At 61.8% G+C, this 15872-nt stretch carries 14 protein-coding genes; 7 read left to right on the top strand and 7 right to left on the bottom strand.

All coding sequences use genetic code 11. The features are described from left to right. Positions 1-315 precede the first annotated feature (315 nt). Positions 316-732 carry a translesion error-prone DNA polymerase V autoproteolytic subunit gene (umuD, locus tag ACL2XM_RS18370; protein WP_410012261.1) on the top strand — a complete coding sequence of 139 codons (417 nt, stop codon included), beginning with the start codon at positions 316-318 and terminating at the stop codon, positions 730-732. Between the two features lie 2 nt (positions 733-734). Then, the gene (gene umuC, locus ACL2XM_RS18365; protein ID WP_410012260.1) at positions 735-2000 is read left to right on the top strand and encodes a translesion error-prone DNA polymerase V subunit UmuC; all 1266 of its coding nucleotides are present in this window, start codon (positions 735-737) and stop codon (positions 1998-2000) included. Here umuC and ACL2XM_RS18360 read toward each other — a convergent pair. Continuing rightward, positions 1971-2375 carry a winged helix-turn-helix transcriptional regulator gene (locus tag ACL2XM_RS18360; RefSeq protein ID WP_410012259.1) on the bottom strand — a complete coding sequence of 135 codons (405 nt, stop codon included), beginning with the start codon at positions 2373-2375 and terminating at the stop codon, positions 1971-1973. The two genes, umuC and ACL2XM_RS18360, sit on opposite strands and share 30 nt — an antisense overlap. A 98-nt stretch (positions 2376-2473) precedes the next feature. Here ACL2XM_RS18360 and ACL2XM_RS18355 point away from each other — a divergent pair, with 98 nt between their 5' ends. Continuing rightward, positions 2474-3223, top strand: coding sequence for an SDR family oxidoreductase (locus ACL2XM_RS18355; RefSeq protein WP_410012258.1), 750 nt, complete (start codon positions 2474-2476; stop codon positions 3221-3223). Positions 3224-3461: 238 nt separating this feature from the next. Continuing rightward, entirely contained in the window at positions 3462-3785 is a 324-nt protein-coding gene (locus ACL2XM_RS18350) for a GNAT family N-acetyltransferase (RefSeq protein ID WP_413731344.1), read from the top strand. Here the strand turns inward: ACL2XM_RS18350 and ACL2XM_RS18345 are convergent. Together ACL2XM_RS18345 and phoA are read right to left on the bottom strand one after the other, a co-directional pair. Then, positions 3782-4876, bottom strand: a complete 1095-nt coding sequence (locus ACL2XM_RS18345; protein WP_410012256.1) for a DNA alkylation repair protein — start codon at positions 4874-4876, stop codon at positions 3782-3784. The two genes, ACL2XM_RS18350 and ACL2XM_RS18345, sit on opposite strands and share 4 nt — an antisense overlap. Before the next feature lie 194 nt (positions 4877-5070). After that, entirely contained in the window at positions 5071-6507 is a 1437-nt protein-coding gene (gene phoA, locus ACL2XM_RS18340; protein ID WP_410012255.1) for an alkaline phosphatase, read from the bottom strand. A gap of 286 nt (positions 6508-6793) precedes the next feature. Here phoA and ACL2XM_RS18335 point away from each other — a divergent pair, with 286 nt between their 5' ends. From ACL2XM_RS18335 to ACL2XM_RS18325, 3 genes are read left to right on the top strand one after another with little or no spacing between them, the layout of a single operon-like run. After that, positions 6794-7555 (top strand): endonuclease/exonuclease/phosphatase family protein, encoded by a 762-nt coding sequence (locus ACL2XM_RS18335; protein WP_413733235.1) that lies wholly within the window; start codon positions 6794-6796, stop codon positions 7553-7555. Positions 7556-7557: 2 nt separating this feature from the next. Continuing rightward, positions 7558-8802: a cardiolipin synthase ClsB gene (gene clsB / locus ACL2XM_RS18330; RefSeq protein WP_410016636.1), complete on the top strand. Its 1245-nt coding sequence runs from the start codon at positions 7558-7560 to the stop codon at positions 8800-8802. Continuing rightward, positions 8799-9854 (top strand): lysylphosphatidylglycerol synthase domain-containing protein, encoded by a 1056-nt coding sequence (locus ACL2XM_RS18325; RefSeq protein ID WP_413728931.1) that lies wholly within the window; start codon positions 8799-8801, stop codon positions 9852-9854. The genes clsB and ACL2XM_RS18325 overlap by 4 nt, the downstream gene beginning before the upstream one ends. Here ACL2XM_RS18325 and cydB read toward each other — a convergent pair. Genes cydB through fdhF form a run of 4 tightly spaced genes read right to left on the bottom strand, consistent with a single transcriptional unit; the run spans position 9824 to position 15794 of the window. Then, positions 9824-10852 (bottom strand): cytochrome d ubiquinol oxidase subunit II, encoded by a 1029-nt coding sequence (gene cydB / locus ACL2XM_RS18320; protein WP_413728930.1) that lies wholly within the window; start codon positions 10850-10852, stop codon positions 9824-9826. The genes ACL2XM_RS18325 and cydB overlap by 31 nt on opposite strands. 25 nt (positions 10853-10877) lie before the next feature. Further along, positions 10878-12299, bottom strand: a complete 1422-nt coding sequence (locus ACL2XM_RS18315; protein ID WP_410012252.1) for a cytochrome ubiquinol oxidase subunit I — start codon at positions 12297-12299, stop codon at positions 10878-10880. A 37-nt stretch (positions 12300-12336) separates the two neighbouring features. Then, positions 12337-12822: a DUF1641 domain-containing protein gene (locus tag ACL2XM_RS18310; RefSeq protein WP_410012251.1), complete on the bottom strand. Its 486-nt coding sequence runs from the start codon at positions 12820-12822 to the stop codon at positions 12337-12339. Continuing rightward, positions 12822-15794, bottom strand: a complete 2973-nt coding sequence (gene fdhF / locus ACL2XM_RS18305; RefSeq protein ID WP_413731342.1) for a formate dehydrogenase subunit alpha — start codon at positions 15792-15794, stop codon at positions 12822-12824. Before fdhF ends, ACL2XM_RS18310 begins: the two co-directional genes overlap by 1 nt. Between the last annotated feature and the right edge of the window lie 78 nt (positions 15795-15872).

Genomic DNA, 15872 nt, shown 5'->3' with positions numbered 1-15872 from the left:
AGCCCGCAATCCTATAAAGCCTGATAGTTACTGGGGTTACAATTCATGGGAGCATAATGCGCGAAAAACAGGCGGAAAAACTTGTTCCCGAACAAAGTCGCATAACAAAAAGGGTTTTTAAGAACCAAAAGTATGAGTTACGTCTCGTTTTATCATACAAATATGCGGCGCCAGGCCGGCGCATGGGCGCCAGCCACGCGTGATCTTAAATCCAATGATTATCAGCCGTTTGTCGCCGCCGTGGTTTTTCCAGCTTCACATGTTCCCCCGGTCGCATCTATACTGTATGTAAATACAGTATATGGAGTGGCCGTTATGAAGATTTATCCCGCGGCGTTGGGCATCGGCGTACCGCTGCCGTTTTTTGGCGATAAAGTCGCTGCGGGGTTCCCCAGCCCGGCGCAGGATTATGTTGAACATCGCCTGGATATCAACGCCATCTGCGTGCGCCATCCGGCCAGCACCTATTTTGTCCGCGCCACGGGTGAATCGATGATTGAGGGCAATATCCGTGAAGGGGATATCCTGGTGGTGGACAGCGCCCTTAAACCCGACCACGGCAATATTGTTATCGCCTCCGTCGACGGCGGCTTTACCGTGAAACGCCTGCAGCTTCATCCCCGCGCGCGGCTGATGCCGATGAATCCCGCCTTCGCGCCCATTCCCATTACCGAAGACAGCCAGGTGGAAATCTTCGGCGTGGTGACGTTTATCATCTACGCGGCGCTGTAGCCATGTACGCGCTGGTGGATATCAATTCGTTCTACGCTTCGTGTGAAACCGTATTCCGGCCGGAATTGCGCGGGCGCCCGGTGGTGGTGCTGAGCAACAACGACGGCTGCGTTATCGCCCGTTCCGCCGCCGCCAAACGCCTTGGCGTTGCTATGGCCGCGCCCTATTTCAAGATTCGCCGGCTGCTTGAACAACATGGCGTGGCGGTGTTTTCCAGCAACTATGCCCTGTATGCCGATATGTCGCATCGGGTGATGACCCTGCTGGAGGACATGGCGCCGGCGGTTGAGATCTACAGTATCGACGAGGCCTTTCTCAATCTCACCGGCGTCGGCCATTGCAGGGCGCTGGAACAGTTTGGCCGCGAGGTACAGCAAACCCTGTTGCAGTGCACGCATCTGCATTCGGGGGTGGGTATTGCGCCCAGTAAAACGCTGGCAAAGCTTGCCAACCACGCCGCCAAGCAGTGGAGCAAAACCGGCGGCGTGGTGGATCTGTCCTCGCCGCTGCGCCAGCGTAAGCTGATGGCGCTGATGCCGGTGGAGGAGGTGTGGGGCATAGGACGCCGGCTGGGCAAAACGCTGCGGGCGATGGGGATCGGCACGGCGCTGCAACTGGCGGATTCCCATCCGGCGTTTATCCGTAATAATTTCAGCGTGGTGCTGGAGCGCACGGTGCGTGAGCTGCGCGGCGAACCCTGCCTGGAGGTGGAGGAAATGCCGGCGGTGAAGCAGCAGATTATCTGCAGCCGCAGCTTCAGTTCCCGTATCACCCGTTACCAGGATATGCGCGAGGCGGTATGCAGTTATGCCGCGCGCGCGGCGGAAAAACTGCGCGGGGAAAACCAGTTTTGCCGGCAGGTCGCGGTCTTTGTGCGCACCAGTCCGCACGCGGCCGGCGAAATCTATTACGCCAACCAGGCCACCGGCCGCATTCCCGTCCCGACCAACGATTCCCGGGATATCATCGCCCAGGCGACGGCCTGCCTGGATAGCCTGTGGCTGGACGATCGGCGTTATCTGAAGGCCGGCGTCGTGCTGGGCGATTTTTATGACCGGGGCGTGGCGCAGCTCGGCCTGTTCGACCGGTATAAGCCGCACGTTAACGCCGAGGCGCTGATGGCGACCCTGGATAAGGTCAACCGCTCGGGCCGGGGGCAAATCTGGTTTGCCGGCCAGGGCATCCGCCGGGACTGGCAAATGAAACGCGACATGTTGTCGCCGGCCTATACCTCCCGGCTAAGCGATCTGCCCCGCGCGGCGCTCTAGGCCGGCGCCGGCCTGTAAATCCTCCTGGTGCGCGTCGACCCACGCGGCCAGGGACTGTAGCGGCGCCTTCAGCGTCTTACCCAGGGCGGTGACCTGATATTCAACCCGGGGCGGGATTTCGGCGAACGCGGTACGCCGCACCAGGCCCTTGGTTTCAAACGCGCGCAGCTGACGCGTCAGCTCCTTTTGCGTGATGGGGTAGACCCCGCGCTGCAGTTCGCCAAAACGCACCGGGGCGTCGATAACGATCAGCCGGTAGAGGATGGGAATGGCCCATTTGCCGGCCACCAGCTCGACAAAGGTAAGCATCGGGCAGGGCGTTATCGCCGGCGGCGGTAATATTTTTTTCGGTTGCGCAATCGTTCGGGTCGTCATTTCATCCCACTCGCCTCTTTAGTATCCTATTGGTACCTACTATCATTTTAATACTATCTTATAAATAATGGCATTTTTCACCTGTCAGAGAGATAAAAATGCCTCGTTTAGCCGATAAATTTGCCTTGATCACCGGCGGCACCAGCGGTATCGGGCTGGAAACCGCCCGTCAGTTCCTGGCCGAGGGCGCCACCGTCGCCATCACCGGACGCAACGCCGATGCGCTGGCGCGCGCCGCCGCGGATCTGGGCGAACGGGTGGTATGCCTGCAAAGCGACGCGGGCGATGTGGCCGCCCAGCCGCTCCTGGCCCAAGCGCTTGCCACCTTGTGGCCCCGGCTGGATGTGCTGCTGATCAATGCCGCCGACGTGACCCACCGTCCGCTGGAGGAATGGGATGAAGCCGCCTGGGATCGCCTGATGGCGACCAATCTGAAGGGGCCGTTTTTTTTGGTGCAGTCACTGTTGCCGCTGCTGCATGCACCGGCCTCGGTGATTTTATGCGGTTCGGTCAGCGCGCATATCGGCCTGCCGCAAAGCGGCCCGTATGCCGCCAGCAAAGCCGGACTGCTGTCGCTCTCCCGGACCCTGTCGGGGGAACTGCTGGCGCGCGGCATCCGTGTCAACAGCTTAAGCCCCGGCCCGACGCAAACCCCGGCGCTGGAAAAACTGGGCCTGGACGGGGCGGCCTATGCGGCCCTGCTGGCGCAAATCAAGCAACTGGTGCCGCTCGGCAGGCTGGGCACGCCGCTGGAGCTGGCCAAGGCGGCGGTCTATCTGGCGTCCGATGAATCGGCGTTTGTCGTCGGCAGTGAATTGATTGTCGACGGTGGCGTCAGCGGCTTATGATGTGCCGGTGGCCGGATAAGCCCTGGCTTTGCATCAGGGGCGCCGGCGTGGATAAGCACGTTATGATAACGGGTAGCGCTATGATTCATCTGAGGAATATGACCGCCGGGGAATACCCCGATTATCGCCATTTTTTATCGGGGAATACGCCCGGGACCTGAGCGCCAACCACGGTTACGATATCGGGCAGGGCAGGATCAACGCCATCGCCAGCATTGACGGGTATTTACCGCAGGGGGTGGCGACGCCGGATAACCAGCTGTACTGCATCGAGGCCGGCGACGCGGCGGACCGGCCAGGCGCACCGACGGTGGCGGGGTATTTATGGATCACGTGCAAAGACGAGGCGGCCTATATCTCCGATTTCTGCATCCTGCCCGCCTGGCGCCGCCGCGGGCTCGGACGCAGCGCGCTGGCGCAGCTGGATCAGCGGTTGCGCGCCCAGGGCGTGACCGAACTGGGGCTAAGGGTGGCGGCCGATAATCCCGGCGCCCGGGCGCTGTATGATGCCTGCGGTTTCCACGTTACCGGGGTGAATATGGTGAAACCCCTGTCGCGCTAGACAATAAAAAACGCGCCCCGCGCCAGGCATTCGCCGTTGATAAAGACCTCGACGGCATGTCTGCCGGCATAGTGCATGCGGGTGGTAAAGTTGCGGATGGACTGGCTGCGGCTAATCTCAACGCTTGCATGCGGCGCCAGCGTCAGGGTTTTCAGTTTGAACACTTTGGCCGATGTGCCGCCGGATTTTTTCACATAGTGGATGGCGTAATCAATCACCAGCCGCTGGGGCAGGGGCGAGGTCGAGCGCAGCCGGAACGCCACGGTCACCTTGTCTCCCAGCCGGATTTCCCCGGGACTCACGCGCATCTCCTCCAGGCTGACCTGCGCCGCCTCGCCGGCGCCGATAAGCCCCAGCGCCCGCCGGTCCCCCTGCTTGATCAGGCTGCGCAACGCGTGACGGGCGATCCAGGCGGTGGGGGGATGATGCAATTCCCATCCCTCCAGCAGGTCCATGACCCACTCGGGATGATCCTTGGTGATATCGTTGAGATGATTCGCCACGGATTTGCGTACGTACAGGCTGGGATCGGCGCGCAGGTTGTCGAGAATGGGTTTCACCGGCGACGGGTCGGCCCGCAGCGCCTCCAGGCGGAACGACCAGGGCAGGCGCGGCCGGCTGCCTTCGCTGGCCAGCCGGCGGACGTGCTCGTCATCGTCGCGCGACCAGCGTTCCATCAGCGCCAGCCCGCGGGACAGATCCTGGCGCAGGTAGGGGCGCACCGCGAATTCCGAGGAGCCGAACGGGGTAAAAAAGCGCAGGGCCTCCATCGACAGATCGTACTCATCCAGCCCGTACATCGCCACATACTCCGGCAATACCAGGGTGACAAAGCGATTGTCCAGCCGCGGCGCCAGCCGGCGTAAAATCGCCAGCGCCTGCCCATAGTCCGCCGGCAGGCCGTCGTGCAGGCAGACGCTTACCCGCCGCAGGCGCGCCATCAGCGATAATTGGTCCAGTCCGTCGCCGGTGGCCGCCAGGAAGCGGGCGCCGTCAAAACCGGGGTGGACGGCGGCGGTGTGCGCCGCGATATCGCGCAGCCGGGCGTGGTTAAAGATTTCCTTCAGCGCGGGCGCGCTTTGCTCTGACATGTCACCTGATCTTATGGGAGCGGAGCCAGTTCGCAGGCTAAAGAAAATGACGGGTTTAGGCAAGTCTCACCGTGCGGAAAATCCTTCCCGGCGACGGAAAATGACAAGGGATGATACGCCATGGCGCGATACCCTGGTCCATTCCCGCCTTACCGCCGGCACGGCGGTAAGGCGGGAGGCGTCCCTGGCGGTAATTATTGTTTAATGCCCAGCGCGTCGCGCATGGTATAGAACAAATCCGTCTGGTCGGTCAGGCCGGCCACGTTGCCCGCATAGGGACCGAAGGCGGCGATACGCAGCTGGGTGCCGGTATGTCCCTGGGATTCGGGGTCTTCAGAATTGCCGTAGCTGATGGCCATCACCGCGCCGTCTTTCGTGGTCAGCGCCTGGGTCAGGCCGGGGGCCTTGGCGTCCGCTTCGATAATCTGGCTGGAGTGGGCGTGATCGGCGGTGACCACCACCAGCGTATGGCCGTCGGCGCGGGCGAATTCCAGCGCCTTTTGCACCGCTTCATCCAGGTCCACCGTCTCGCCGAACTGGCCGCACGGGTTGGCGGCATGGTCCTGTTTATCAATGGATGCGCCTTCAACCTGCAGGAAAAAGCCGTTGGGATGGGTTTTCAGCAGATCGATGGCTTTTTGCGTCATGGCCGCCAGGGTAGGCACCCCGGCGCCGCGTTTGGGATTATCGCTACAGGTAACCGGCGGCTTATCGATATTGCCGTGATAGACGGCTTTCGGGCCCTGCCAGCGCACCGGCATATTGCCCTCGGCAAACAGGCCCAGCAAGGGTTTGTCCTGGTTGGCCAGGGCTACGCCGTTCAGGCCATCCAGGTCGCTCACCAGCTGATAGCCGCGCGCCACGGCTTGTTCCCGCAGGGTTTTACCCTGCCACTCCCCGGCCTTGGCGGTTTCGCCAAAGGTTTTGGCGCCGCCGCCCAGCGTCACGTCGGCGCGGGCCGCCAGCAACTGTTCGGCAATGGAGCCGCGCCCCTGGTTTTCCAGCGCCTGGGTGGGGCAATCTTTACTGGTCACTTCCGGGCCGTAGCATTTGCGGGAGCTGACGTGGGCCACCAGCGCCGCCGGGGTGGCGTCCTCCAGTTCAGCGGTGGACACATTGCCGGTGGCTTTACCGGCCGCCTTGGCCAGTTCCAGGATGGTCATATGATCCTTGCCGAACACATCGACGCCCAGCGCGCCGTTATAGGTTTTCACCCCGGTGGACCACGCGGTGGCCGACGCCGCCGAGTCGGTGACGTAGCCGGGTTTATGGGTGGTCTTGTCCAGCGCGTAATGGGTGTATTGACCGGTCAGCGGCAGCGCGTCGATCCCGGGGAACGCGTTGCCCGCGCCCAGCGCGTAGTTGCGCGCGGCGGTGATTTCCGAGTCCCCCATGCCGTCACCAATCAGCAGGATGACGTTTTTTGCCTGCTGGTTGTTCAGCGCCGCCTTCAGCGCCTCGGTCTGATCGGCCTGCAGGCGGCGTGCGCCGCCGGGCTGGGTAATATCCCCCTGCGCCGCGCGCAGGCTGTCCGCGCCGGCGGCCGATACGCTGCGCGCGAGCAGGCCGTTGCCGCCCGCCAGGGCGAGGGTCAGGACGAGGGAAAGTACGGGTTGGTGCGGATGCGGCATAAAGAAGGCTCCTGTTGCCGGACGAGAAGAAGGGTATGTCTGAATTTATTATTGTGTAAGTCTACGTAACCCGGATGTCATTTTTATGACACCCGGAGATAACCGCCGCGGTCAAACTTGGCGAGGTTGCCCGGCAGCAGCTAAGATAGTAAGCACATTAACTAATAATGACTTCTCACCTATTCTACCCGCGCTATATCGGGGAGTGGGTTTTTGCCGCTTAATTTTGCAGGGGTTCGAGATCATGCTGCGAACGGATTATCATCAAAATAAGGATGTACCGGGCATGCCGCAAGTGGAGCAGGGATTTTCCTTTAAGGTGCTGACCATCAATACCCATAAGGGCTTTGCCGCCTTTAACCGGCGTTTTATACTGCCGGAACTGCGCGAAGCGGTGCGTACCGTGGCGCCCGATATCGTGTTCCTCCAGGAAGTCCTGGGCACGCACGAAAAGCATTCGCAACGCTTCGATAACTGGCCGGTGGTGCCGCAGTACGAATTTCTGGCCGACACCATGTGGGCCGATTTCGCCTACGGGCGCAACGCGGTCTATCCCGACGGCGATCACGGCAATGCGCTGCTTTCCCGTTTCCCCATCAGCCGCCAAAGCAATCTGGACGTGTCCATCGACGGCACGGAGAAGCGCGGCATGCTGCACTGCGTGCTGCAGGTGCCCGGCCGTGAGCTGGAGCTGCATATGATTTGCGTGCACCTGGGGCTGAAGGAAGCGCATCGCCGCGAGCAGATGCTGCGCATGAGCAGGCATATCGCCACGCTGCCGGCGGATGCGCCGCTGGTGGTGGCCGGTGATTTCAACGACTGGCGCCAGCGCGCCAATACGCTTTTGCGGCGCGAAGCCGGCCTGGTGGAGGTCTTTACCCAGGCGCGCGGCCGACCGGCCCGTACTTTCCCCGCCCGCTTTCCCCTGCTGCGCCTGGACCGTATTTATGTCAGGAACGCCCGCATCAGCGAGCCGACCTCCCTGGCCAACCAACCCTGGTCGCATTTATCCGACCATGCTCCCCTCGCCGTGGAGATCCATTTATGAATATGAATATGGAGTGGCGCGACGGCAATCGCATCAAGCTGCTGGAAAACGGCGAAGCGTTTTTCCCGGCCCTGTACGAGCGCATCGGCCAGGCCAGGAAAGAGGTGCTGCTGGAGACTTTTATCCTGTTCGAGGATAAAGTCGGCAAGGCGCTGCAGGAAAACCTGATTGCCGCCGCCAGGCGCGGGGTGCGGGTGGAAATCATGGTCGACGGTTACGGCTCGGCGGATCTGTCCGACAGCTACGTCGGCGCCCTTACCGCCGCGGGAGTGCATTTCCGTTATTACGATCCCCGCCCGGCGTTTATGGGCATGCGCACCAATCTGTTCCGCCGCCTGCATCGTAAAATCGTGGTGGTGGACGGCGTTATCGCCTTTATCGGCGGCATTAATTTTTCCGCCGAGCACCTGAGCGACTACGGCCCGGAGGCCAAGCAGGACTATGCGGTGGAGGTGGAGGGGCCGGTGGTGGAGGATATCCATCGCTTTACCCTACAGGCCTTGTATAAGGAAGATCACCATCGCAGCTGGCTGCGCCGGCGCTCCAGGCTGCCGGCCCATAACCGCCAGCCTGGCGAAGCCCAGGCGCTGTTTGTCTATCGGGATAACGATGAACACGATACCGATATAGAGCGCCACTATATCGATATGCTGCGCGGCGCAAAACGCGAGGTCATCATCGCCAATGCCTATTTTTTCCCCGGCTACCGCCTTTTGAAGGAGATGCGCAACGCCGCCCGGCGCGGCGTGCGCATGGTGCTGATTGTCCAGGGCGAGCCGGATATGCCGATCGTGACGGTCGGCGCGCGCATGTTATACAATTATCTGGTGCCGGAAGGGGTGAAAATCTATGAATATTGCCGCCGTCCGCTGCACGGCAAAGTGGCCGTCATGGACGATAGCTGGGCCACCGTCGGGTCAAGTAATCTTGACCCGCTCAGCCTGGCGCTGAACCTGGAGGCCAACCTGATCATCCATGACACCGCCTTCACGCAGCAACTGCGCGACAATCTTAACGGGCTGATTGAAAACGATTGCCGGTTAATTGACGAAAGCATGGTGCCCAAGCAGACCTACTGGCATGTGGTGAAAAGCGTGCTGGTGTTCCATTTCCTGCGCCACTTCCCGGCCTGGGTCGGCTGGCTTCCCGCCCATACGCCGAAATTATCGCTGGTGGCGCCGCCGGTCCAGCCGGAAATGGAAACCCAGGATCGCGCCGAACCCGAAAACGAGGGGGCAAAATCATGACCCGAAAACGCCCCGCCGGTAAACGCCACCGCGCCTGGTCGATGGCTAAAAAAATCCTGACCGGCCTGTTTTTTATCGGCGTCATTATCTTGCTGGTGGTCTATGCCCGCAAGGTGGACTGGGATGATGTGGAGCAGGCCATTACCGGCTACCGGCTCAATGCGCTGCTGATGGTGATTGGGCTGGCGGTGTTCAGTTACCTGCTGTATGGCGTCTACGATCTTATCGGCCGCGCCTATTGCGGCCATAAGCTGGCGAAAAAGCAGGTGATGCTGGTTTCCTTCATCTGTTATGCCTTTACCCTCACCCTCAGCGCCTGGGTCGGCGGCATCGGCATGCGCTACCGGCTCTATTCACGCCTCGGTTTGTCCAACAGCGCCATCACCCGTATCTTCAGCCTGAGCCTGGCCACCAACTGGCTGGGATATATCCTGCTTTCCGGCATCGTCTGCGCGTTCGGGGTGCTGCATCTGCCGGCTAAATGGGGTATCGGCGAGCTGGCGCTGCGCCTGACGGGCGTGGTCCTGCTGCTGCTGATCGCCGCTTATTTTTGGCTGTGCGCCTTTGCCAAACGCCGGCGCTGGACCATCAAGGGCCAGAAGCTGGTGCTGCCGTCGCTGCGCATGGCCGGCGCGCAGCTGGTGGCCTCCTGCGCCAACTGGCTGGCGATGGCCGCCATTATCTACATTTTGCTGAACGACAAAGTCGATTTTCCGCTGGTGCTCGGCGTGCTGCTGGTCAGCAGCATCGCCGGGGTTATCGTGCATATCCCGGCGGGCATCGGCGTGCTCGAGGGCGTATTTGTCGCCATGCTGGGCAGCGAGCATCTGTCCCATGGCACCATTATCGCCGCCCTGCTGGCCTACCGGGCGATCTATTTCATCGCGCCGCTGCTGCTGGCGCTGGTGCTGTACCTGGGCCTTGAAAGCCGCGCCAAGGCGCTGCGGGAAAAAAACCAGCAACGGGAAGCGGCCCATAAGGCGCAAAAGGACGCGCGGGGGGCGCTGGCGGAAGACGCCGGTCACTTACCCGATAAGGGGCCTTTGGCCTGAGCGTGGATTTTGCCGCGAAACACCCAAAAACCAAAGGTGTTGTAGGCCAGGGTGATGGGGATTAGCACCGCGAAGCCAATCAGCACAAATCCCTGGCTCAGGGGCGGCGAGGACGCGGCGCTTATTGACAGCCGGGGCGGGATCATCGCCGGATATACCGCCAGCAGCAGCAGGGCGAATGTCAGCACCACGCCCCCCAGCGCCAGGCACAGCGGCAGCAGGGCAACCCGGGCGGACAGCGCCCGCCGGAATCCGCCGGCGACCGCCAGCAGCAACAGCGCGGCGGGCAGGGTGAAACGCAGATCGGACAGATGCCGGCGGTACTCCTCATGCAGGCCGCAGGTCCACAGCGTCAGCAGCGCAACCAGCGCCAGGGCCAATGGGCCAAGCCGCCGGGCGAGCGCGCGTGCGCGCGCCTGCAGCATTCCTTCCGTACGCCATATCAGCCAGCAGGCGCCCAGCAGCGCGTAACCGGCCATCAGCGCCAGGCCGCAGAATAGCGGAAATACCCCCAGCCATTCCCAGCCGCCGCCGGTATAATGCGCGCCGTCATGGGGAATACCCTGGATAAACGTACCCATGATCACGCCCTGGCCGGCGGCGGCCAGCGCCGAACCGCCCATCAGCATCAGATCGAACCGCCACCGCTTTTGCGGGTCGGCGCGGTCGCGGTATTCAATCGCCATGCCGCGCGCTATCAGCGCCAGCAGCATGAGAAATACCGGCAGATACAGGGCGCTCAGCAGAATGGCGTAGGCGGCGGGGAACAGGGCCAGCAGGCCGCCGCCGCCCAGTACCAGCCAGGTCTCGTTGCCGTCCCAAACGGGCAGCAGCGAGAGCGTCATGACCTGGCGATCCGCTTCGGCGCGGTTAAACGCATACAGCATGCCGACGCCCAAATCGGTACCGTCCAGCAAGACATAGATCAGCACGCTGAAGGCCAGCGCGGCGGCGGATAATAGTTGCAGCGCGGCGGCGGAAAAAATCAGCTCCGGCATAGGATAAACTCCTGCATTCGTCGTGTTACGGGTGTTGCTCCGGCGGCGGCGCGGCGTCCTGGCCCGCGTACGTCGCGCCATCGCCGGTCTGCCGCGCCAGCGACGGCACCGGACCTTCTTCCCCCGGCCGGGGCGGTTGCGCCAGCAGGCGCAGCATAAAGAGCAGCCCGGTGCCGAACACCAGCAGATAAACCATCGCCACGGCGATGGCGGAGGCGATGATTAGGGCCATGGATACCGGCGAGATCCCCTCATAGGTACGCGTCAGGCCGTAGACCATAAACGGCTGGCGGCCGGCCTCGGTAACCACCCAACCGGCCAGCATGGCGATAAATCCCGCCGGCGCCAGCGGCACCATGATGCGCTGCAGCCAGCGCGCGCGCCACAGGGCGCCCCGCCAGCGCAACGCCACGCCCGCGATGCCCGCCAGGGCCATCACCAGCCCCAGGCCCACCATGACGCGAAAGGCGAAAAACACCAGTGGCACCGGCGGGATGTCCTGGGGCGGAAACTCATTCAGGCTTTTAATGGTGCCGGTAAGGTTATGGCGTAGATAGAGCGAGCCAAGTCGGGGAATCGACACCTCCCAATGGTTGCGCCGCGCCGTCATGTCCGGCAACGCGAACAGCCGCATCGGCTCCCCGGCGCCCGGCGGCGGTCGGTCCCAGTCGCCCTCCATGGCGGCCACTTTTTGCGGCTGGTGGCGCAGGGTATTTTCGCCGTGCAAATCCCCGGCGATAATTTGCAAGGGCGCGGCGACGGCCACGGTCCACAGCGCCCAGGAAAACATCACCCGGGCCGCCGGATTGCGGCTGTCGCGCAGCAGATGCCGGGCACCGGCTGCCGCCACCATAAACGCGGTGCCGAGTACGGCGGCCAGCAGCATATGCGCCAGCCGATAGCCAAAGGAAGGATTGAAGATAATCGCCAGCCAGTCCTGCGGGTGGAAACGACCGCCGTCGTCCATCAAAAAACCCGCCGGGGTTTGCATCCAGGAGTTGGCGGAGATAATCCAGAACGCGCTGAACAGGGAACCCAGCGCCACCATGCAGGTGGTGAAAAAATGCAGTTTCGGCCCGACCTTCTGCATGCCGAACAGCATAATGCCCATAAAACCGGCTTCCAGGAAAAACGCCACCAGCACTTCATAAAACATCGGCGGCCCGATAATCGCGCCCGCCCGCGCGGAGAACACCCCCCAGTTGGTGCCGAACTCAAACTCCATCACCACCCCGGACACCACGCCCACCGCCACGTTAAGCGCAAAGATCTTGAGCCAATACCGATACAGGTCCAGATAGACCTGGCGCCGCCGCCATAGCCACAGGCCTTCCAGCGCCGTCAAAAAAAGGGCCAGGCCGATGGTAAAGGCGGCCAGCACGATATGAAAACCTATGGTGAAGGCAAACTGGGCGCGCGCAATCAGCAGCGCAGAAACGTGTTCCATCGGACCCTTGCTTCGGCAGCAATTGCCGTGTTTGACCTCAGGCGTCGCTGGGCTTGCCGGTAAACGAAGAGATGGGTTTATCCACCTCTTCATCCATGCGGCGGCTAAAGGCCTTCATGCCGTCGATAAACGGCGTAATCCCCTGCCAGAAGGCGTCGTCGTTAAGCATCTTATACAGTCCCCGGACTCCCGGCGCATCCTGGGGAGCGTCGTTTCCTTCCCGCGCGCGGCTTATCACATCGACCATATCGCGCACGGCGAACACCATCTTGTAGAATTGACCGGGAGGAAAGGTGGATAACGCCATGGCCAGCACCGACAGGTTCTGGATAACGTTCAGCGAGCCTTCCCGGTTGAGCCCGTTGACCAGCACCCGCGCTATCTGGTTATTGGCGGCCACCAGGTCGTTGGCCAGGCGCAGCACGCCGTGCTCGTGCAGGGTTTGCAGCAAGCGTTCCAGCTCCTCATGGGCATCCGGCCCGATTTTCGGAGCCTCCACCGTATAACCGATAGGTTTAGCCATTAGAATTTCTCCGGATGAGGTTCTTGTTCAGGCGGCGGCAGGTAATCGTCGCGCCGCCATTTCTGCTCCACGGGCACCTTGTCGATGGGGGTACGGGAGCCATAGCGGAAATTATGGCGCGGCAGGGGCGAAACCATGTTCTCCCGGGGCAGCACGGTAAGTTTAACCGCCAGCTCTTTATAGGCGGGGGTATTCACATCCGGATCGTGATGCTCGCCGGTCAGGGCGTTAACGCCGTCCTTGCCCAGATGAATGGGGAGAAACAGGGTATTGCCCTGCACCCGATCGGTAATCACCGCCGGCACCTCGACGGCGCCGCGCCGCGAGGCCAGGCGTAGCCAGGCGCCTTCCTCGATGCCCCGCTCCGCCGCCAGCGCCGGGCTGATTTCCACAAACCAGTCCGGCGACAGGGAGAGGAGGCGACCTCCGCGTCCGGTCTGGTTGGTGGACTGGAAATGCTCCAGCATCCGGCCGTTATTCAGCATTAAATCATATTCGCCGTCCTGCGCCTCGGCGGGCGGCTTCCATTCCAGCGGATAAAGGACGGCCTTGCCGTCCTCGGTATGGAAACCGTCGGTATACAGCAGCGGCGTGTCGGTACCGTCGGCCTTGACCGGCCAAAGCAGCGATTGCCATCCCGCCAGCCGTTCATAGGTCACGCCGGCGAAGACCTTGGCGATACCGGCGGCCTCGGCCATGATCTGCGAAGGATGGGTGTAACCCCAGGGATGGCCCATCCTGGCCGCCAGGTCGGTGAGGATGCGCCAGTCCGGCCGGCTATCGCCGAGCGGCGGCATCACTTCATAAAAACGCTGGATGCGGCGCTCGGTATTCACAAACGACCCCTCTTTTTCCACGCTCGGGCAGCCGGGCAACACCACGTCGGCGAATTCGGCGGTGCGGCTCATAAACAGGTCCTGCACCACCAGAAAATCCAGATTGGTAAACCCCTCATGCACATTGGCGGCATCGGCGTCAGAGAATGCCGTTTCCTCGCCAATCACATACATCGCCTTGATTTTTTTCTCTTTCGCATGCTTCACCATGGTGAAATTATCGTCGCCGGCCTTATCGGACAGGCGGTCCGGCGCCACGCCCCAGGCCTTGGCCCATTTGGCGCGCACCTGGGGATCGGTGACCTTTTCATAGCCGGGATAAAAATCCTTCAGGCAGCCGAAATCACTGGCCCCCTGCACGTTATTATGGCCGCGCATCGGGTATCCGCCGGTACCGGGCCGGCCGTAGTTGCCGGTCACGAGCAGCAGGTTCGACAGCGCCGTGCTGGTATCCGCCCCGTGGCTGTGCTGGGTAATGCCCATCGCCCACAGTATGCAGACGGAGGATGCCCGGCCAATCATTTCGGCGGCGTCAATCAACTGCCGGCGCGCGATGCCGGTGATCCGCTCGGCGAACGCCAGGGTAAAAGGCGCCAGGGATTGGCGGTACGCGTCCACCTGGTTTACCCGTGCCGCCAGGAAGTCCGTATCCGCATAGCCATGATCAAACATATAACGCGCCATGGCGGACGCCCAGACCATATCGGTGCTGGAGTTGATGCGCAGGAATAGATCCGCGCGTTCCGCCATTTCGTGTTTACGCGGATCCACGACAATCAGCCGCTGGCCGCGGTGCTTGCGCGCCGCCTTGAGACGGGCGGCGATCACCGGATGGTTCTCGGCGGTATTGCTGCCGACGATAATAATCAGCTCGGCCCGTTCCAGATCCTGGATGGAACCGGCGTCGCCGCCATATCCCACGGTGCGGAACAGACCCATGGTGGCGGGGTTCTGGCAGTAGCGGGACGAATTGTCGACGCTATTGGTGCCGATAATCAGCCGGGCGATTTTTTGCGTCAGGTAGGCTTCTTCATTGCTGGCTTTGCTGGAACCGATAAACCCGATGCTTTCGGCGCCGTGGGTATTGCGTATCTCCAGCAGGCGGCGGGCCACCAGATCCAGCGCTTCATCCCAGCCGGCCTTGCGGAAACGGCCGTTTTCACGAATCAGCGGCGTGGTCAGGCGCGCTTCGCTGTTGACGAAATCCCAGCCGAATTTACCTTTGACGCAGGTGGAGATGCCGTTGGCCGGCGCATCCACCATCGGCTGCACTTTCAGGATATGCCGGTCACGGGTCCACATTTCAAACGAACAGCCCACGCCGCAATAGGTGCAGACGGTTTTGGTGCGTTTGATTTCCGGCTGGCGCCAGTGCATATCCATCATGGAGATACCGGTAATGATTTCCGCGCCGGTGGTGTTCTCGAGGGTTTTGATCATATCGATCAGCGGGCGTTTCAGATCGGGAGACATGGCGGTAAACGGCCCGGCGTCCGGCTGCATGGTTTTTTCCATCAAGGCGTTGCAGGGACAGACCGTGACGCAGTGACCGCAGCTGACGCAGCTGGAGCCGGCGATTTTTTCACCACCGTCCCACAGTACGCGCGGATGATCCGCGCTGTAGTCGATACTCAGCGTCTCGTTGACCTCGACGTTCTGGCAGGCGTCCACGCAGCGGCCGCACAGGATGCACTGATCGGGATCGTAGGTGTAAAATGGATTGGAATGGTCCTTCGCATACGGCTTGCGCTCGAACTTATAACGCTGGATGGGGATATGCATATCCGCCATGGTGTTGTGCAGGGTACAGTCGCCGGTATTGTGCTCGCATACCGTGCAATACAGCTCGTGCTTGGCCAGCAGCCGGTCCATGCCCTCGACTTGCGCCGCCCGGGCCTGCGCGCCCCGGCTGTTGAGCACCATGCCGTCACGGGTGCGCAGGGTACAGCCGCGCACCAGCTGATGGTCCTGCTCCACCCAACAGACATCGCAGGTTTTCAGCGGGTCCAGCGCCGGGTGATAACAGACATGGGGCAGGTTGACGCCCCGCGCGGCCAGGAAATCCACCAGCGGCGTATCCGCTTTGCCGGTCAGCGGCACACCGTCAAAAATAATCGTGCAGTCTGTCTGGCTCATCAGGCTACCTCAAATAACAACCACCACCTATCATGTGCATCTTTGCCATGGCGGCCACTAAGATAGTGTTAAAGGTAG

It is taken from the genome of Sodalis sp. RH20, from assembly GCF_047324205.1.
Taxonomy (GTDB): Bacteria; Pseudomonadota; Gammaproteobacteria; order Enterobacterales; family Enterobacteriaceae; genus Acerihabitans.
Note: the sequence above shows the minus strand (reverse complement) of the source record. Positions and strands in the feature narration are given on the sequence as shown.